The organism is Pseudomonas sp. JBR1, assembly GCF_028198185.1.
GTDB lineage: Bacteria > Pseudomonadota > Gammaproteobacteria > Pseudomonadales > Pseudomonadaceae > Chryseomonas > Chryseomonas oryzihabitans_E.
The window spans coordinates 4,847,880-4,863,944 of sequence record NZ_CP116340.1 but is presented as its reverse complement, the minus strand read 5'-3'; the positions used below and the strand labels follow the sequence as shown (position 1 = coordinate 4,863,944).

The following is a 16,065-nucleotide window of genomic DNA, read 5'->3' as shown; positions in this document are numbered from 1 at the left end:
ACCGCTCGTAAACTCCGCTTCCTCAGCGCTTTTCGCCTCGCCTGACCTTCGCTCGGCGACTTTTCGTACAGAACCTATTGGGTCGACAGGGCCGCCGCATGATGCCGCAGATGGTCGTCGATGAAGCTGGCGACGAAGAAATAGCTGTGGTCGTAGCCCGGCTGCAGGCGCAGTTCGAGGGGATGGCCGACGGCACCCGCCGCCCGTTGCAGGGACTGGGGCTTTAGCTGTTCGGCAAGGAAGCTGTCCTGCTCACCCTGGTCGACCAGCAACGGCAGACGCTCCTCGGCCTTTTCCAACAGCGCACAGGCGTCCCACTCCGCCCAGGTGCTGCGATCCTCGCCTAGATAGTTGGAGAAGGCCTTGTGGCCCCAGGGGCAGTCCAGCGGATTGACGATGGGTGAGAAGGCCGACACCGAACGATAGCGGCCCGGATGACGCAAGGCACAGATCAGGGCGCCATGGCCACCCATGGAATGCCCGCTGACGCCGCGGCGATCCGAGACCGGGAAGTTGGCCTCGATCAGCGCCGGCAGTTCCTCGACCACGTAGTCGTGCATGCGGTAGTGCCTGGCCCAGGGCTGCTGGGTGGCGTTGATGTAGAAACCGGCACCCAGGCCGAAGTCCCAGGCCTTGTCGGGGTCGTCCGGCACGCCCTCGCCACGCGGACTGGTGTCCGGCGCCACCAGCACCAGACCCAGTTCGGCCGCCAGGCGCTGGGCACCGGCCTTCTGCATGAAATTTTCGTCGGTACAGGTCAGGCCCGACAGCCAGTAGAGTACCGGCAGATCGCTACGAGCTTCCGCCTGGGGCGGCAGATAGACGGCGAAGGTCATGTCGCAGTCGAGACTGCGGGCGCGGTGGCGATAGCGTTTGTGCCAGCCGCCGAAACTCTTGTTGCTGGAGAGCAGTTCGAGACTCATGGTCATCTCCCTCGGAAAGAAGGCGCCCGTGGGCGCCCTCTCGGCGATCAGTAGTGGACGACGGTGCGGATGCTCTTGCCTTCGTGCATCAGCTCGAAGGCTTCGTTGATCTGCTCCAGACCCATGGTGTGGGTGATGAAGGTATCCAGCGGAATCTCGCCGCTCTGCGCCTTGCGCACGTAGCCGGGCAGCTCGCTACGGCCCTTGACGCCACCGAAGGCGCTGCCGCGCCAGACGCGACCGGTCACCAGTTGGAACGGCCGGGTGCTGATCTCCTGGCCGGCACCGGCCACGCCGATGATCACCGACTCGCCCCAGCCCTTGTGGCAGCACTCCAGCGCTGCACGCATCAGGTTGACGTTGCCGACGCACTCGAAGCTGTAGTCGACGCCGCCGTCGGTCAGCTCGACGATGACTTCCTGGATCGGCTTCTGGTGATCCTTGGGATTGACGAAGTCGGTGGCGCCCAGTTCACGAGCGATGTCGAACTTGGAGGGGTTGATGTCGATGGCGATGATGCGGCTGGCCTTGGCCATCTTGGCGCCGATGATGGCGGCCAGGCCGATGCCGCCCAGACCGAAGACGGCGACGGTGGCGCCCTCTTCCACCTTGGCGGTGTTGAGCACGGCGCCGATGCCGGTGGTGACGCCACAACCCAGCAGGCAGACCTTTTCCAGCGGCGCCTCGGCGGGGATCTTGGCTACCGACACCTCTGGCAGCACGGTGTACTCGGAGAAGGTCGAGCAGCCCATGTAGTGGTAGATCGGTTCGCCGTTGTAGGAGAAGCGGGTGGTGCCATCGGGCATCAGGCCCTTGCCCTGGGTCGCGCGCACCGAGCTGCAGAGGTTGGTCTTGCCGGATTTGCAGAATTTGCACTGGCCGCACTCGGCGGTATACAGCGGGATGACGTGATCGCCGACGGCGACCGAAGTCACGCCCTCGCCCACTGCTTCGACGATGCCACCGCCTTCGTGACCGAGGATGCAGGGAAAGACGCCCTCGGAATCCTGGCCGGACAGGGTGTAGGCATCGGTATGGCAGACGCCGGTGGCGACGATGCGGATGAGCACCTCGCCGGCCTTGGGCGGCTCGACGTCCACTTCGACGATCTTCAGAGGCTCATTGGGCGCGAAGGCTACAGCGGCGCGGGACTTGATCATGCTCGACTCCAGTCAGACGAAAAAACGAGGTGACCAGTTTAGACGCCAGAAATCCTGGAACAATCGGGCATACTGGAATTCATTTTTGCCACAGGGAAACAATCATGGGCTGGGAGGGTATCGATGAGTTCGTCGCGGTGGCAAATACCCTGCACTTTGGCCAGGCCGCCGATCGCCTGGGCACCTCCACTTCCCACGTCAGTCGTCAGGTGGCACGGCTGGAGGAGCGCCTGCAGGCTCGGCTGCTCTACCGCAGCACCCGCAGCGTGGCCCTCACCGAGGCCGGCCACACCTTCCTGCAACACTGCCGTCGCCTGCAGGAGGCCCGCGACGAAGCCCTGCGCGAGGTCAGCGACCTCTCCAGCCAGCCCAAGGGGCTGATCCGCATGACCTGCGCCGTGACCTATGGCGAGCGTTTCGTCGTGCCGCTGGTCAATGACTTCCTTGCCCGTCATCCCGAGGTGAGCCTGGAGCTGGACCTGACCAATCGCACCGTCGACCTGCTCCACGAGGGTTACGACCTGGCCATCCGCCTGGGTCGCCTGGCCGATTCCCGCCTGGTGGCGACGCGGCTGGCGCCGCGGGAGCTCTACCTGTGCGCCGCCCCCAGCTATCTGGAGCGCTTCGGGGCGCCCCATACCCTGTCGGAACTGAGCCGCCATCGCTGCCTGGTCGGCACCAGCGACATCTGGAGCTTTCGCGAAAACGAGCGCGAGGTGTTGCACCGCGTCCAGGGCTCCTGGCGCTGCAACAGCGGCCAGGCGGTATTGGACGCCGCGCTGCGTGGCTTCGGTCTGTGCCAGCTGCCGGACTACTACGTGCAGCCGCATCTGGCACGCGGCGAGCTGCGCGCGCTGCTGGACAACCGTCAGCCGCCCAATAGCGCGGTATGGGCCTTGTATCCGCAGCGGCGCTTTCTCTCGCCGAAGATTCGCCTGCTGGTGGAGCACCTCAAACAGGGACTGGGCGCGGAGCGCCTGGGCGGCCGCTCCCTATCCAGAGGGTGAGCATCGCTGGCTCGCTTTCTGATCGAGGTGTAGCAACAGGCCTGAGTCCTAGGCCTCGGCGAAGACAACCTGCAGTCGCTGCAGGTCTTCGGGGGTGGTGACCTTGATGTTGTCCACCCGGCCCTCGACCAGACGCGGCGCATGGCCGGCCCATTCCATGGCCGAGGCCTCGTCGGTGATGGCGGCGCCCGCGGCCAGGCCGGCGCAGAGGGCATCGCGCAGGGCGCCGAGGCGGAACATCTGCGGTGTGTAGGCTAGCCACACCTGGCTGCGATCCACGGTTTCGCTCACCCGGCCATCGCGCCCGACACGCTTGAGGGTATCCCGCGCCGGCACGCCCAGCAGGCCACCCACCGGGTCCTGGGCCAGTTCGGCCAGCAGCCGATCCAGATCATAACGTCGCAGATTGGGCCGCGCCGCGTCATGCACCAGCACCCAGTCGCCGTCGGTGGCACCCTGCTCGGCTAGCAGCAGCAGGCCGCCGAGTACCGAGTCGGCGCGCTCGCGACCGCCCGGTGCACGAAGGATACGGGCATCGGTGGCGCAGGGTAGCGTCGGCCACCAGGGATCTTCCGGCGCCAGGCTCACCGCCAGGCCGCGTAGACGGGGATGATCGAGAAAACAGTCGAGGGTGCGCTCCAGCAGGCTGCGGCCGCACAGGTCGAGGTATTGCTTGGGCCGGTCGGCACGCATTCGCGCGCCCACACCCGCGGCGGGAATGACCGCCCAGAAGGAAGGCAGCAGGGACATTATTTGGATTGCAGGAAGAGGGTTTCGCCTTGTTTGACCATGCCGAGTTCGTGGCGGGCACGCTCCTCGACGGTCTCCATGCCTTTCTTGAGCTCGACGACCTCGGCTTCGAGGATCTCGTTGCGCTCCAGCAAGCGTTTATTCTCGCCATTCTGGTCGGCGATCTGCTGCTTGAGTTCGCGCACCTGGGCGAAGCTGCCATCACCAACCCACAGGCGATACTGAAGACCGCCAAGCAGCAGGAGCAGGAAGGGGAACAGCCAGTAGGGACTTCGCATGGGTGGTAACGGATTCGCGGGCGGCAGATGCCGCAAAGGCGGCGGCAGAAACGAAAACAGGATAGGAGCCCGGCTCTACGCTTGTAAACTAGGCATCTATCCTGTGGTCCGGCAGACGAGCCAGGAGGTAACGACCTGAATCGTCGCCTCCACGTTCGCGCAGCCCTTAGCTACGGAACTCGGCACGGCCGCGGTACGGTGCCTTGGTACCCAGTTGCTCTTCGATACGCAGCAGCTGGTTGTACTTGGAGACGCGGTCGGAACGGCACAGCGAGCCGGTCTTGATCTGACCGGCGGCGGTACCTACGGCCAGGTCGGCGATGGTGGAGTCTTCGGTCTCGCCGCTGCGGTGGGAGATCACCGCGGTGTAGCCGGCGGCCTTGGCCATCTGGATGGCTTCCAGGGTCTCGGTCAGGGAGCCGATCTGGTTGAACTTGATCAGGATCGAGTTACCGATGCCCTTCTCGATGCCTTCCTTGAGGATCTTGGTGTTGGTGACGAACAGATCGTCGCCCACCAGCTGTACCTTGCTGCCGATCTTGTCGGTCAGGGCCTTCCAGCCCGCCCAGTCGGACTCGTCCATGCCGTCTTCGATCGAGATGATCGGGAACTGCTCGGTCAGGCCGGCCAGGTAGTCGGCGAAACCGTTGGCGTCGAAGGCCTTGCCTTCACCGGACAGGTCGTACTGGCCGTCCTTGTAGAACTCGCTGGAGGCGCAATCCAGGGCCAGGGTCACGTCTGTGCCCAGCTCGTAGCCGGCGTTCTTCACCGCTTCGGCGATGGCAGCCAGGGCATCGGCGTTGGAGGCCAGGTTCGGTGCGAAGCCGCCTTCGTCACCCACGGAAGTGCTCAGGCCACGGGCCTTGAGCACGGCTTTCAGGTGATGGAAGATCTCGGCACCCACGCGCAGGGCGTCGGCGAAGCTCTTGGCCCCGACCGGCTGGACCATGAATTCCTGGATGTCGACGTTGTTGTCGGCATGCTCGCCGCCATTGATGATGTTCATCATCGGCACCGGCATGGAGTACTGGCCAGGGGTGCCGTTCAGGTTGGCGATGTGGGCGTAGAGCGGCAGGTCCTGGTCTTCGGCGGCGGCCTTGGCAGCTGCCAGGGACACGGCCAGGATGGCGTTGGCGCCCAGCTTGGCCTTGTTGTCGGTACCGTCCAGCTCGATCATGGCGCGGTCCAGCGCCTTCTGGTCGCTCGGATCCTTGCCCAGCAGTAGGTCGCGGATCGGCCCGTTGATGTTGCCCACGGCCTTCAGCACGCCCTTGCCCAGATAACGGCTCTTGTCGCCGTCGCGCAGCTCCAGTGCCTCGCGCGAACCGGTGGACGCGCCGGACGGCGCGGTGGCGCGACCGACGATACCGTTGTCCAGGATCACGTCCGCTTCAACGGTGGGGTTGCCGCGGGAATCCAGGACCTCACGTCCCTTGATGTCGACGATGTTAGCCATTTTTGTATCGATCTCCATGTTACCGGTCATTGACGGATCAGCCTTCGGCTGCGCGCGGGCCTTTTGGTTCAGCCGCCGCTTAGGCAGTTTCGATCGGCGTGAACGACTTCACCAGCTCGTCCAGTGCCTTGAGCTGGGCCAGGAAAGGCTCCAGCTTGTCCAGGCGCAAGGCACAGGGGCCGTCGCACTTGGCGTGTTCGGGATCCGGATGGGCTTCGAGGAACAGACCGGCCAGGCCCTGGCTCATGCCAGCCTTGGCCAGGTCGGTGACCTGGGCACGGCGGCCGCCGGCGGAGTCGGAGCGCCCGCCCGGCATCTGCAGGGCATGGGTCACGTCGAAGAACACCGGGTAGCCAAAGCTCTTCATGATGCCGAAGCCGAGCATGTCGACCACCAGGTTGTTGTAGCCGAAGGAGGAACCACGCTCGCAGAGGATCAGCTGGTCGTTACCGGCTTCTTCGCACTTGGCGAGGATGTGCTTCATCTCCTGGGGCGCGAGGAACTGGGCCTTCTTGATGTTGATCACGGCATCGGTCTTGGCCATGGCCACGACCAGATCGGTCTGCCGCGAGAGGAAGGCCGGCAGCTGGATGATGTCGCACACCGCCGCCACCGGGGCAGCCTGGTAGGGCTCGTGGACATCGGTGATCACCGGCATGCCGAAGGTGGCCTTGAGCTCTTCGAAGATGCGCAGGCCAGCTTCCATGCCGGGACCACGGTAGCTGCTCACCGATGAGCGGTTGGCCTTGTCGAAGCTGGCCTTGAAGACATAGGGGATACCCAGCTTCTCGGTCACCTTGACGTATTGCTCGCACACCTGCATGGCCAGGTCACGGGATTCCAGCACGTTCATGCCGCCGAAAAGCACGAAGGGCTTGTCGTTGGCGATCTCGATGTTGCCGACACGGACGATCTTCTGAGCGGTCATGATCAATCCTTCTTGGCGTAGCGCAGGGCGGCGTTGACGAAGCCGCTGAACAGCGGATGGCCATCACGCGGGGTGGAGGTGAACTCCGGGTGGAACTGGCAGGCGACGAACCAGGGATGGTCCGGGGCTTCCACCACTTCCACCAGGGCACCGTCGCCCGAACGACCGGAGATCTTCAGGCCCGCGGCCTGGATCTGCGGCAGCAGGTTGTTGTTGACCTCGTAGCGATGACGATGGCGCTCGACGATGACGTCCTGGCCATAGCAGTCATGCACCTGGGTGCCGCTGATCAGCTGGCATTCCTGGGCGCCCAGGCGCATGGTGCCGCCCAGATCGGAGCCTTCGGTGCGGATCTCGGTGGCGCCGGTGGAATCCTGCCATTCGGTGATCAGGCCGACCACGGGGTGGCCGCTGGCCTTGTCGAATTCGGTGGAGTTGGCGTCTTTCCAGCCCAGCACGTTACGGGCGAATTCGATGACCGCCACCTGCATGCCCAGGCAGATGCCCAGGTAGGGAATCTTGTTCTCGCGGGCGTACTGCACGGTGGCGATCTTGCCTTCCACGCCACGCAGGCCGAAGCCACCGGGAACGAGGATGGCGTCGACGCCCTTGAGCAGGTGGGTACCCTGCTGCTCGATGTGCTCGGAATCGATGTAGCGCAGGTTGACCTTGGTGCGGCTCTGGATACCGGCGTGGTTCATGGCCTCGATCAGCGACTTGTAGGCGTCGAGCAGCTCCATGTACTTGCCGACCATGGCGATGGTGACTTCCTGCTCGGGATTGAGCTTGGCGTCCACCACGCGATCCCACTCGGACAGATCGGCCGGCTGGCACTCCAGGCCGAAGCGCTCGATGACGAATTCGTCCAGACCCTGGGCGTGCAGCACAGAAGGGATGCGGTAGATGGTGTCGACGTCTTCCAGGGAGATGACCGCGCGCTCTTCGACGTTGGTGAAGAGGGCGATCTTGCGACGGGAGGAACTGTCGACGGTGTGGTCGGAACGGCAGATCAGCACATCGGGCTGCAGGCCGATGGAGCGCAGTTCCTTGACCGAATGCTGGGTCGGCTTGGTCTTGGTCTCGCCGGCGGTAGCGATGTAGGGCACCAGGGTCAGGTGCATCAGCATGGCGCGACGCGCCCCGATCTCTACCCGCAGCTGGCGGATGGCTTCGAGGAAGGGCTGCGACTCGATGTCGCCGACGGTACCGCCGATCTCCACCAGGGCCACATCGGCATCGCCAGCGCCCTTGATGATGCGCCGCTTGATCTCGTCGGTGATGTGCGGGATCACCTGCACGGTGGCGCCCAGGTAGTCGCCGCGGCGCTCCTTGCGCAGCACGTCCATGTAGATGCGACCGGTGGTGAAGTTGTTGTTCTGGGTCACGGTGGTGCGGATGAACCGCTCGTAGTGGCCCAGGTCCAGGTCGGTTTCGGCGCCGTCATGGGTGACGAACACCTCGCCGTGCTGGAAGGGGCTCATGGTGCCGGGATCCACGTTGATGTACGGATCCAGCTTGAGCATGGTGACCTTCAGCCCTCTCGCTTCCAGAATGGCGCCCAGGGAGGCCGAGGCGATGCCTTTCCCCAAAGAAGAAACAACACCGCCCGTGACGAAAATAAAGCGCGTCATGAAAATTCCTAGAATCTGCGTTGAGGCGGAGAGCCGCCGATGAAAGCGAGAGCGGTCGGCCTGGCGCCGGACCAATGCACACCGTCCACTCGGGGCGAGCGGAAAATGCGGTATAAGACGGGAGCGTAGTCTAGCCTAAAGGTCATCCCAGCTCAAACCCACCCATGCCGTCTGCGGGCTGCCACTCAAGCCGCCCTCCCCCTGGCAGAGCACTCAGGCCGGGCAGATTGGCCACGGCCAGCAGTTCGTCGCCTCGCCAGAGCAGCGGCAAACGGCCGCGCAGGTACGGCGGCACCGCCTGCTCATTGAGCAATCGCTTGAGGTCACGGGCGCCCCGACCAGGGATCCGCAGCCGCTCGCCCCCCTGCCGATAGCCGATCCGCCAGCCGGATTCGGCAGGCCGACCGACGAATATCAGCCGGCCATTGCCCCCGAGCTCCAGGGTGGTTTCCTGTCCGTTTAAGGCCGCAGGCAGCGGCTCGGCCTGCCAGGCATCCGGCACCCACCAGATCCGCCCAGCGCCACGGCGCACGCTGCCGCCTTCCAGGCGCCAGCAGGGATCGCTGGCCTCCCCTCCCTCGCGCAGCGCCTGCCAGCCGGCCCAATGGGCGCTGTCAGGCTGGCGCGTCAGACGCTCCAGCCAGGCGCGCAAGGCATTGCGCTGGCGTGCCTCGCTCAGGGCCTGCAGGGGCAGCAGAGCCAGGCTTGGCAGCGGCACCCAGGCAAAGGGCTGCTCCCCTCGCCGAGCCTGCAGCAGATCCAGGCTGGCCAACTCGCCCAGCAGCTCATCGGCCTCGGCCAGATGCCGAACGCTGCGCGCCATAACCTGGTCGACACCCGGCCAGCGAGTGCGCAGCCGGGGTAGCACCTCGTGCCTCAGATAATTGCGATCCAGCTGGATGTCGGCGTTGCTGGGATCCTCGATCCAGTCCAGCTTTTCGTTCCGGGCATAGGCCAGCAGCGCGGCCCGTGGCTCGTCCAGCAAGGGGCGCCAGAGGCGACCGGCAGCCAGCGGCCGCGCATCCGGCATGCCGGTCAGCCCCTTCACACCCGCGCCACGCACCAGGCGATGCAGCAGCGTCTCCAACTGATCGTCGCGGTGCTGGCCGAGCACCAGGCAGCCCTTAGCGGGCAGGACCCGTGCGAAGGCGGCATAGCGCGCCTCGCGCGCGGCACGTTCGAGACTGGCTGCCTGATCGGTGCGCACGTGCAAGATATCGAGGGGAACCGCCAATGCCTGACAGACCTGGGCGCAGTGACTGACCCAGGTATCCGCGACGGCTTGCAGGCCATGGTGCACGTGTATCGCCTGCAGCTCGACGAGCAGGCCACGCTCGCGCAGGCGCGCGAACAGGTGCAGCAGGACGGTGGAGTCGAGTCCGCCAGAGAAACCCACCCGCCAGTGACGGGTGGGCGGCTGCCGCTCCAGGCGGGCGTGCAGCCGATCCAGCAGACTCATGGAGGCGGGATCAGGAAATGCCGTAGCTCATCAGGCGCTCGTAACGACGCTCCAGCAGCGCCGGCAGGTCGTAGCCCTTGAGTTCGTCCAGCTGCTCCAGCAGCGCGGTGCGCAGGCTGGCTGCCATGGCCTGGGGATCGCGGTGGGCACCGCCCAGGGGCTCGTCGATCACCTGGTCGACGATGTTCAGGCTCTTCAGCCGCTCGGCGGTGATGCCCATGGCTTCGGCGGCATCGGGCGCCTTCTCGGCGGTCTTCCACAGGATGGAAGCGCAGCCTTCCGGCGAAATCACCGAGTAGGTGGAGTGCTGGAGCATGTTGAGCTGATCGCAGACGCCAATGGCCAGGGCGCCACCGGAACCACCCTCGCCGATCACGGTGGCGATGATGGGGGTCTTCAGACGCGCCATGACGCGCAGGTTCCAGGCGATGGCCTCGCTCTGGCCACGCTCTTCGGCGTCGATACCCGGGTAGGCACCGGGGGTATCGATGAAGGTCAGGATCGGCATCTTGAAACGCTCGGCCATTTCCATCAGACGGCAAGCCTTGCGATAGCCTTCCGGACGCGGCATGCCGAAGTTGCGCCGCACCTTCTCGCGCACTTCGCGGCCCTTCTGATGGCCGATGATCATTACCGGACGGTCTTCCAGGCGGGCGACGCCACCCACGATGGCCGGATCGTCGGCGAAGTGACGGTCGCCATGCAGCTCTTCGAAATCGCTGAAGAGGTAGCTGATGTAATCCAGGGTGTAGGGACGCAGCGGATGACGCGCCAGACGGGCCACCTGCCAACTCGACAGGTCGCTGAAGATGCTCTTGGTGAGCGCCTGGCTCTTCTCCTGCAACCGGGCGATCTCGTCACTGATGTTCAGCGCATTGTCGTTACCGACCAGTCGAAGTTCTTCGATCTTGGCCTGGAGATCGGCGATGGGCTGTTCGAAATCGAGATAGTTCGGGTTCATGGGCATCCGTTATTGCAATCTAGAGCCAGGGGCCGGGGCGCCTACCTTAAGGGATCGGACGAGACAGGTCGAGACTCCTGCCGCGTCACTGGCACCCGCCGCTGGCGAGGGTTGGGACGGAACGCACGAGGCGCTCGGGCTTAACGATAGTTGAGAAAGACGTTCTCCCTGCCGAACTGGTCACGCAGGGTTTGAATCAGGCCATCAGCCGGGTCGATCCGGTAATTCTCGCCGAACTGCAGCAAGGCACGCGCGGTGGGGCCCTGGTAGTCGATGGTGACCGGACAGGCACCACGGTGACGACCACAGAGTTCACCCAGCCAGCGTAGCCGGTCACCGGCCAGGGACTCGCTGCGCACCGCGATCCTCAGACTTTCCGCCAGGGCGGTACGGGCCTCTTCCAAGCCCAGCACCCGCTTGGCGCGCAGCCGCAGGCCGCCAGAGAAGTCGTCCTGGCTGACCTCGCCCTCGACGATCACCAGGGCGTCGGTCTGCAAGAGCGCCTGGGCCGCGTTGAAAGCCTCGGCGAACAGCGAGGCCTCGATGCGCCCGGAACGGTCGTCCAGGGTGACGAAGCCCATTTTGTCACCACGCTTGTTCTTCATCACCCGCAGGTTGACGATCAGCCCGGCCACGGTCTGGGTCTCGCGCGAGGGCTTGAGGTCGACGATGCGCTGACGCGCCAGCCGGCGCACCTCGCCTTCGTATTCCTCGATGGGGTGGCCGGTCAGGTACAGCCCCAGGGTTTCCTTTTCCCCGCGTAGGCGCTCCTTGAGATTGAGCTCCCGGGCGCGCCGGTGATTGGCATAGACATCGGCCTCGGGTTCGGCGAAGACGCCACCGAAGAGGTCGACATGCCCGCTGTTGTGACTACGGGCGGTCTGCTCGGCCGAGGCGATGGCCTCTTCCATGGCCGCCAGCAGCACGGCGCGGTTCTGGTCGATGGTCGCCTGATAGGCCTTGATCTCGTCATGGTAGTGCGGCCCCAGGCGATCTAGGGCGCCAGAGCGGATCAGGGCTTCCAGGGTGCGCTTGTTGATGCGCTTGAGGTCCACCCGCGCGCAGAAATCGAACAGGTCCTTGAAGGGTCCTTCGGCACGTGCCTCGACGATGGCCTCCACCGGCCCCTCGCCCACACCCTTGATGGCGCCCAGGCCGTAGACGATTCGCCCGCCCTCGTTCACGGTGAACTTGAACTCAGAGATGTTCACGTCCGGCGTGTCGATGCGCAGCTTCATGTGGCGGCATTCCTCGATGAGGATCACCACCTTGTCGGTGTTGTGCATGTCCGCCGACAGCACCGCGGCCATGAAGGGTGCCGGATAGTGGGTCTTCAGCCAGGCGGTCTGGTAGGAGACCAGACCATAGGCGGCCGAGTGGGACTTGTTGAAGCCGTAACCGGCGAATTTCTCCACCAGGTCGAAGATGTTGCCCGCCAGCTCACCATCGATGCCGTTATTGGCGCAGCCCTCGATGAAGCCGCCGCGCTGCTTGGCCATCTCCTCAGGCTTCTTCTTGCCCATGGCCCGGCGCAGCATGTCCGCCTGGCCCAGGGTGTAGCCGCCCATGACCTGGGCGATCTGCATCACCTGTTCCTGGTAGAGGATGATGCCGTAGGTCGGCGCCAGCACCGGCTGCAGGCCATCGTACTGGTAGTCCGGGTGCGGATAGGCCAGCTCGGCGCGACCGTGCTTGCGGTTGATGAAGTCGTCCACCATGCCCGACTGCAGCGGACCGGGTCGGAACAGCGCCACCAGGGCGATGAGGTCTTCCAGGCAGTCCGGCTTGAGCTTCTTGATCAGCTCCTTCATGCCGCGGGATTCCAGCTGGAAGACGGCGGTGGTCTCGGCCTTTTGCAGCAGGGCGTAGGTCGGCTTGTCGTCCAGCGGGATGAAGTCGATGTTGAGCGGCTCGCGCCCCTCCTCCACTTCCGTGCGGTTGATGGTCTCCAGCGCCCACTTGATGATGGTCAGGGTGCGCAGGCCGAGGAAGTCGAACTTGACCAGGCCGGCCTGCTCGACGTCGTCCTTGTCGAACTGGGTCACCAGGCCGTTGCCGTCCTCGTCGCAGGCGATCGGTGAGAAGTCGGTCAGCTTGGTCGGGGCGATCACCACGCCCCCGGCGTGCTTGCCGGTGCCGCGGGTAATGCCTTCCAGCTTCAGGGCCATGTCCCAGATTTCCTTGGCGTCCTCGTCGGTCGCCAGGAAGTCGCGCAGCGGCTCCTCCTGCTCAAAGGCCTTCTGCAGGGTCATGCCCACTTCGAAGGGGATCATCTTCGACAGGCGATCGGCCAGGCCATAGGACTTGCCCTGCACCCGCGCCACGTCGCGCACCACCGCCTTGGCCGCCATGGTGCCGAAGGTGATGATCTGGCTCACCGCCTCGCGGCCGTACAGGTCGGCCACGTATTCGATCACCCGGTCACGACCGTCCATGCAGAAGTCGACGTCGAAGTCGGGCATGGAGATCCGCTCGGGGTTCAGGAAGCGCTCGAACAGCAGGTCGTAGGCCAGCGGATCCAGGTCGGTGATCTTGAGCACATAGGCGACCAGGGAGCCGGCACCCGAGCCCCGGCCGGGACCGACCGGTACGCCGTTGTTCTTCGCCCACTTGATGAAGTCCATCACGATGAGGAAGTAACCGGGGAAGCCCATCTGGATGATGATGTCGAGCTCGAAGTTAAGCCGGTCGACGTACTCCTGGCGCTTTTCCTCGTAGTTCGGCGTGGTCTCGCGCGGCCAGAGCACGGCCAGGCGCTCCTCCAGGCCCTCGAAGGACACATGGCGCAGGTAGTCGTTGATGGTCATCCCGTTGGGAATCGGGAAGTTGGGCAGGAAGTATTTGCCCAACTGGATTTCGATGTTGCAGCGCTTGGCGATCTCGACGGTGTTTTCCAGCGCCTCGGGCAGGTCGCTGAACAGCTCGGCCATCTCGGCCGCCGACTTCAGGTACTGCTGGTCGCTGTACTTGCGCTCGCGCCGGGGATCGTCCAGCGGACGGCCCTCGCCAATGCAGACGCGGGTCTCGTGGGCTTCGAAGTCCTCGGCCTTGAGAAAGCGCACGTCGTTGGTCGCCACCAGGGCGCCACCGCAACGATCGGCCAGGGCCACCGCCGCATGCAGATGCTCTTCGTCACCCGCTCTTTCGGTGCGCTGGATCTCCAGATAGAAGCGATCCTGGAAGACCTGCTGCCATTCCTCGAAGAGCTGATCGGCCAGGGCCAGATCGCCTTCGAGCAGCGCCATACCAATCTCGCCCTCCTTGGAACCGGACAAGGCGATCAGCCCCTCGCTGGCCTCCTTCACCCAATCGCGCTGGATGACGATCTGCCCGTCTTGCTGGCCTTCCTGAAAACCGCGAGACAGCAGTTCGGTAAGGTTGCGATAGCCCTTGGCGTTCATGACCAGCAGGGTCAGGCGGCTTTGCGGGGCATCGCTGTCGCGGCCGGCCATCCAGATGTCGGCGCCAGCGATAGGCTTGATCCCGGCGCCCATGGCGGCCTTGTAGAACTTGACCAGCGAACAGAGGTTACCCTGGTCGGTCACCGCCACCGCCGGCATCCCGGCTGCTTCAGCGGCCTTGACCAGCCCCTTCACTCGCACGATCCCGTCGACCAGGGAGTATTCCGTGTGTAGACGCAGGTGGACGAAGGATGCGGACATGGCAGAGACCCCTTGATGCATGAGGCGCGGGATTGTACTGGATTGTCGACCTGGGGTCAGACCGCCGCGACGGCCGTCAGTAGGTCGCGACGATCTGGGTCGAGGCCTGGGTCTCGAGAGCGAGCCAGGCCTCGCGTACCGGTGCGAAGGAACGCCGATGGATGGGCGTGGGACCCAGGCGCCTGAGCGCGTCGAGGTGCTCGGCGGTGGGATAGCCCTTGTGTCCGGCCAGGCCATAGCCCGGATAGAGGGTATCCAGCACCTGCATTTCGCGATCGCGGGTCACCTTGGCCAGAATGGACGCCGCGGCGATTGCCGGGACCTGGCTATCTCCCTTCACTACCGGTGCACTGGGCACCGCCAGTTTGGGGCAGCGATTGCCGTCGATCAGTGCCAGACGCGGCTGGACCTGAAGGCCCTCCACCGCTCGCTGCATGGCCAGCATGGTGGCGTGCAGGATGTTCAGGCGATCGATCTCGGCAACTTCAGCGCGCGCCACGCACCAGGCCAGGGCCTTTTCCTGAATCTCCTCGAACAGGGCTTCACGGCGGACCAGCGACAGCTTCTTGGAGTCATTCAGCCCTAGGATGGGCTTGCCTGGATCAAGAATGACCGCCGCTGTCACCACAGCACCACATAAGGGGCCGCGACCGACTTCGTCGACCCCGGCGACCAGCGCCTCGACCAGATTGAAATCCAGGCCCAGCTGCATCAGCTGCGCGCCCGCAGCAGATCCAACACGGCGCCGGCCGCCTGGACCGAGGCATCGCGCCGCAGGCTGTGATGGATGGTTTCGAAGCTGTCGGTCTGCTGCTGCGGCCGCTCCAGCAGCGGCAGGAGTTCAGCCACCAGCCGCTCCGGCGTTGCCTCGTGCTGGATCAGCTCAGGCACCAGCTTGCGTCCGGCCAGCAGGTTGGGCAGCGAAATGTAGGGGCTTTTCACCAGCTGCTTGAGAATCAGATAGGTCAGGGGCGCCACCCGATAGGCCACCACCATGGGCCGTTTGAACAGCAGTGTCTCCAGGGTCGCGGTGCCCGAGGCGATCAGCACGCCATCACAGGCGGCCAGCACTTCATGGGAACGTCCATCGGTCAGCAGCAGCGGCAAGGGCGGTCGCCCTTCCAGCAATTGCTCCACCTGAGCCCGTCGTGCGGCGTTGGCACAGGGTAAGACGAAACGCACACCTGGACGCACGGCCAGCAACTGGGCGGCGGCGTCGAGGAACAGCGCACCGAGGCGCCCTACTTCGCCACCGCGACTGCCGGGCAACAGAGCCACGACCTGCCCCTGTTCCGGCAAACCCAGGGCCTGCCTGGCGGCCGCGCGGTCGTTATCTAGCGGGATGGTGTCGGCCAGTGGATGCCCGACGAAACGCACCGGCACCTGCTGCTCCTCGTAGAAACGGGCCTCGAAGGGAAACAGGGTCAGCATCAGGTCGCAGCCATCGCGAATCTTCAGCACCCGCTTCTGTCGCCAGGCCCAGACCGAGGGACTGACGTAATGCACGGCGGGAATGCCTGCGCGGTGCAGCTGGGCCTCGATCTCGAGGACGAAATCCGGGGCATCAATACCGATGAAGACGTCGGGGCGGGCATCGAGCAACTGGGCGATCAGCGCCTTGCGCCGGCCCAGCAGTTCGCGCAGCCGGCCGAGCACCTCGACCAGCCCCATGACCGCCAGGCGCTCCATGGGAAACTCGGACACCAGTCCTTCGGCTTCCATCCGCGGACCACCGACGCCCATGAAGGAGATATGCGGATGCTGCTCGCGCAGCGCCTGCATCAGGCCAGCGCCCAGCAGATCGCCCGACGCCTCCCCTGCCACCAGCGCCACACGCAGCGGGCGCTGGG

The 16,065-nt window shown here is 64.9% G+C and carries 13 protein-coding genes; 1 reads left to right on the top strand and 12 read right to left on the bottom strand.

Going from position 1 to position 16,065, the window contains the following annotated elements; genetic code table 11:
* Nucleotides 1–74 precede the first annotated feature (74 nt).
* Together fghA and PJ259_RS22420 are read right to left on the bottom strand one after the other, a co-directional pair.
* Entirely contained in the window at nucleotides 75–929 is an 855-nt protein-coding gene (gene fghA, locus PJ259_RS22425) for an S-formylglutathione hydrolase (protein ID WP_271654220.1), read from the bottom strand.
* A gap of 41 nt (nucleotides 930–970) precedes the next feature.
* A complete protein-coding gene (locus PJ259_RS22420) occupies nucleotides 971–2,083 on the bottom strand; it encodes an S-(hydroxymethyl)glutathione dehydrogenase/class III alcohol dehydrogenase (protein ID WP_017639036.1) in 1,113 nt (370 codons plus the stop codon).
* A gap of 101 nt (nucleotides 2,084–2,184) precedes the next feature.
* Here PJ259_RS22420 and PJ259_RS22415 point away from each other — a divergent pair, with 101 nt between their 5' ends.
* Nucleotides 2,185–3,090: a LysR substrate-binding domain-containing protein gene (locus PJ259_RS22415; protein WP_156428993.1), complete on the top strand. Its 906-nt coding sequence runs from the start codon at nucleotides 2,185–2,187 to the stop codon at nucleotides 3,088–3,090.
* A 48-nt stretch (nucleotides 3,091–3,138) separates the two neighbouring features.
* Here PJ259_RS22415 and ispD read toward each other — a convergent pair whose 3' ends face one another.
* The 10 genes from ispD to lpxB form a co-directional block, all read right to left on the bottom strand.
* Complete coding sequence (ispD, locus tag PJ259_RS22410) at nucleotides 3,139–3,840, bottom strand: 2-C-methyl-D-erythritol 4-phosphate cytidylyltransferase (RefSeq protein ID WP_271654219.1); 702 nt, start codon at nucleotides 3,838–3,840, stop codon at nucleotides 3,139–3,141.
* On the bottom strand, nucleotides 3,840–4,118 hold the full coding sequence (locus PJ259_RS22405; protein ID WP_007159473.1) for a septum formation initiator family protein: 279 nt from the start codon (nucleotides 4,116–4,118) through the stop codon (nucleotides 3,840–3,842). The genes ispD and PJ259_RS22405 overlap by 1 nt, the downstream gene beginning before the upstream one ends.
* Before the next feature lie 166 nt (nucleotides 4,119–4,284).
* The gene (eno, locus tag PJ259_RS22400; protein ID WP_271654218.1) at nucleotides 4,285–5,574 is read right to left on the bottom strand and encodes a phosphopyruvate hydratase; all 1,290 of its coding nucleotides are present in this window, start codon (nucleotides 5,572–5,574) and stop codon (nucleotides 4,285–4,287) included.
* Nucleotides 5,575–5,653: 79 nt separating this feature from the next.
* Nucleotides 5,654–6,502 carry a 3-deoxy-8-phosphooctulonate synthase gene (gene kdsA / locus PJ259_RS22395; RefSeq protein WP_271654217.1) on the bottom strand — a complete coding sequence of 283 codons (849 nt, stop codon included), beginning with the start codon at nucleotides 6,500–6,502 and terminating at the stop codon, nucleotides 5,654–5,656.
* A 2-nt stretch (nucleotides 6,503–6,504) separates the two neighbouring features.
* On the bottom strand, nucleotides 6,505–8,133 hold the full coding sequence (locus tag PJ259_RS22390; protein ID WP_059314060.1) for a CTP synthase: 1,629 nt from the start codon (nucleotides 8,131–8,133) through the stop codon (nucleotides 6,505–6,507).
* A 142-nt stretch (nucleotides 8,134–8,275) separates the two neighbouring features.
* Entirely contained in the window at nucleotides 8,276–9,592 is a 1,317-nt protein-coding gene (gene tilS, locus PJ259_RS22385) for a tRNA lysidine(34) synthetase TilS (RefSeq protein WP_271654216.1), read from the bottom strand.
* A gap of 10 nt (nucleotides 9,593–9,602) precedes the next feature.
* Nucleotides 9,603–10,553, bottom strand: a complete 951-nt coding sequence (locus PJ259_RS22380; RefSeq protein ID WP_059314058.1) for an acetyl-CoA carboxylase carboxyltransferase subunit alpha — start codon at nucleotides 10,551–10,553, stop codon at nucleotides 9,603–9,605.
* A 140-nt stretch (nucleotides 10,554–10,693) separates the two neighbouring features.
* Nucleotides 10,694–14,215, bottom strand: a complete 3,522-nt coding sequence (gene dnaE / locus PJ259_RS22375) for a DNA polymerase III subunit alpha (protein WP_271654215.1) — start codon at nucleotides 14,213–14,215, stop codon at nucleotides 10,694–10,696.
* 76 nt (nucleotides 14,216–14,291) lie between these two features.
* Nucleotides 14,292–14,927: a ribonuclease HII gene (gene rnhB / locus PJ259_RS22370; protein WP_271654214.1), complete on the bottom strand. Its 636-nt coding sequence runs from the start codon at nucleotides 14,925–14,927 to the stop codon at nucleotides 14,292–14,294.
* Nucleotides 14,927–16,054, bottom strand: coding sequence for a lipid-A-disaccharide synthase (lpxB, locus tag PJ259_RS22365; protein WP_271655914.1), 1,128 nt, complete (start codon nucleotides 16,052–16,054; stop codon nucleotides 14,927–14,929). Before lpxB ends, rnhB begins: the two co-directional genes overlap by 1 nt.
* Between the last annotated feature and the right edge of the window lie 11 nt (nucleotides 16,055–16,065).

Bases quoted from the DNA above. Each gene is read 5' to 3' on its own strand.
- kdsA (WP_271654217.1), bottom strand. From the start codon at position 6,502: ATGACCGCTCAGAAGATCGTCCGTGTCGGCAACATCGAGATCGCCAAC.
- PJ259_RS22405 (WP_007159473.1), bottom strand. From the start codon at position 4,118: ATGCGAAGTCCCTACTGGCTGTTCCCCTTCCTGCTCCTGCTGCTTGGC.
- PJ259_RS22380 (WP_059314058.1), bottom strand. From the start codon at position 10,553: ATGAACCCGAACTATCTCGATTTCGAACAGCCCATCGCCGATCTCCAG.
- PJ259_RS22390 (WP_059314060.1), bottom strand. From the start codon at position 8,133: ATGACGCGCTTTATTTTCGTCACGGGCGGTGTTGTTTCTTCTTTGGGG.
- dnaE (WP_271654215.1), bottom strand. From the start codon at position 14,215: ATGTCCGCATCCTTCGTCCACCTGCGTCTACACACGGAATACTCCCTG.
- rnhB (WP_271654214.1), bottom strand. From the start codon at position 14,927: ATGCAGCTGGGCCTGGATTTCAATCTGGTCGAGGCGCTGGTCGCCGGG.
- PJ259_RS22420 (WP_017639036.1), bottom strand. From the start codon at position 2,083: ATGATCAAGTCCCGCGCCGCTGTAGCCTTCGCGCCCAATGAGCCTCTG.
- eno (WP_271654218.1), bottom strand. From the start codon at position 5,574: ATGGCTAACATCGTCGACATCAAGGGACGTGAGGTCCTGGATTCCCGC.
- tilS (WP_271654216.1), bottom strand. From the start codon at position 9,592: ATGAGTCTGCTGGATCGGCTGCACGCCCGCCTGGAGCGGCAGCCGCCC.
- fghA (WP_271654220.1), bottom strand. From the start codon at position 929: ATGACCATGAGTCTCGAACTGCTCTCCAGCAACAAGAGTTTCGGCGGC.
- ispD (WP_271654219.1), bottom strand. From the start codon at position 3,840: ATGTCCCTGCTGCCTTCCTTCTGGGCGGTCATTCCCGCCGCGGGTGTG.